We start from the raw sequence: 2,387 nt of genomic DNA on the forward strand, positions 1-2,387 counted from the left end.
TACTGTCCGCTGTGTACAGGTCATTGATGAGACCGATGATGTAAAAACATTCCGCTTCGTGGCCGAACCACCAATACTGTTCAGCTACAAGCCAGGTCAGTTTGTCACTCTCGATTTGGAGATTGATGGCAAACCAGTGAAGCGTTCCTACTCCATCTCTTCGGCCCCCTCACGTCCTCATACCTTAGAAATTACTGTCAAGAGAGTTCCAGCACCACCAGACGCTCCTGATCGGCCAGCGGGTTTGGTGTCTAACTGGTTGCACGACAACATCAAAGTCGGGTCCGAGGTGAGATTAAATGGTCCAATGGGTAAATTTACCTGTGCTGACTATAGGCCTGATAAACTGCTGTTTATCTCAGCAGGTAGTGGCATTACCCCGATGATGTCTATGTCCAAATGGCTTTGTGATACCGGTGCTGATGTTGATGTTGTCTTTGTCCACAGTGCTCGTAGCCCAAAAGACATCATCTTCCATCAGAAATTACAGTTGATGGCCGCTTTGCACCCTAATTTTAAGCTGGCGATTACCACCACTCGCCCAGAAATCGATCAAGCTTGGTCCGGTTATACCGGAAGACTCAATGAAGCCATGCTGGCAGAAATGGCTCCTGATTTTCGCGATCGCATTGTTTATGTCTGTGGTCCGAATCCCTTTATGGCAGGGGTGAAAGGGATGCTAGCGGGTCTGGACTTTCCGATGGAAAACTACAATGAAGAGAGCTTTGGCGGCAAAAAGCCCTCAAAAAAGAAAGCAACAGCAGCAACTCCTGAACCAGTCAAAGGGGAAGATCGTCCTAGACTACACCTAGTAGAATCACCATCAACCTCTAATGAACCCACTGTGGTCTTTGCTGAGTCTGGAAAAGAGGTCAGCTGTGATGCTGAGGATGTCATCCTAGATGTGGCGGAACAAGAAGGGGTACCATTACCAAGCGGTTGCCGCATGGGAGCCTGTGGTGCTTGTAAGCGCAAGCTTCTAGAAGGGAAGGTAGAGTATGATGATGAGCCTGACGCTCTCGAAGAGGACGAACGGCAGGAAGGAATGATTTTGACTTGTGTGGCTCATCCTGTAGGACGAGTAGTGGTTAGCGCCTAAACCTGTCTTGTCAAAGGTTCAATGATCAATGTAGCTTGTTACTGATTAAGCTTAATCAAGCTCAACCAGAACAGGGAAAAGGTTTCATAACAGTTCATATTTCGCCAAATACCTTTTCCCTAGCTGAAAGTCCCCCAAAATTGCTCCTGCTGGCTAAATAGCTAAATATAAGTTAACATCCAAAACACTGATTCTGCCGTTGATTACTTAACAAAACTCTAAAATAGTTTCCAACCATGACACCGAATATCAAGGCTTTAATCATGTTAAGGAATGTTTCGCCAGCCGGATCAAAATGGGGGAGTTATTAATCAAAATAGTAACTCTGTGAAATATTGTGAATATTAGGTAAACAAAACCTTAAGATTTGTGAAAATACCTGGTAATAGTCAGTAACTCTGATTATCATTGGCGATTTTTTCTGTGACAATACTAGACTAATTTGTGAAGGTCATGACCATTAGATTGGCTAAATCAAATCAATAACAGAAACCTGATTAATAATAGCTACCAACTTAAGGCTGTAAACCTTATCTAGCGAGAATTTTAGCCTCTCGATGATTGAGCTAATCATGATCGGAATTTTGTTCGCGTTTACCCTGGTAGTTTTAATTATAATCATAACAATTATTATTGTATTTGTGATTTTTTTGTGAAACTAGTAAAAAGACGGATATTTTTTGTGAAACTTTTTTAAAGTTATCAGTAATTTTCCGGATGACGATTGACATTGTAAGGGAATAGACGGATGATAAATGAGGGATTCAACTCCCGCCAAAGAAAATTGACCTATGGATCAAGTACGGATAACTCCCAGAGACTCTAATTAATCAAACAGATCTAAGGAGTTTATGGCCAGAGTCCCTAGTCTGTTTTGAGTCTGTTTTGGTACTTGATTCAACGGTAAGACGTCCGTGTTTTTACCTGTAGTGTTCTCGGGAGACTATTTAAGCACCTACACAGAATTAATTGCCTACTCCAAATCTCTGTAACCCTTACCCTGCAAGGCTTTGAGTTTTGCTAAATGTGCAATTAATTTTGTGTACCTGCTTATCTTAAATTTTCTCCTAAATTGGTGAGACGACCTGATCTCATCATTGCTTTTTCCTAGGTAACCAATGCGATCGGGAACGTTTTGCTACCGTCCAATCTACCGTCCAATCTTTTGAAAAACAACCAGTCACGGGTGTAAATATGAAAAATTTATTTTCGGCTCACCATCAAGGGCTGAAAAAACGGCAGCATCTATCCTCGCTCCTAACCATTGGAGTAACAACCGCAGGGCTAT

1 protein-coding gene is annotated in these 2,387 nt (G+C 42.4%); it reads left to right on the forward strand.

What is annotated here, in order from left to right; genetic code table 11:
• The coding region (locus F6K49_RS41705; protein ID WP_293107101.1) for a hybrid-cluster NAD(P)-dependent oxidoreductase at positions 1-1,099 on the forward strand (1,099 nt) is incomplete at its 5' end.
• Between the last annotated feature and the right edge of the window lie 1,288 nt (positions 1,100-2,387).

The organism is Moorena sp. SIO3I6 (assembly GCF_010672095.1).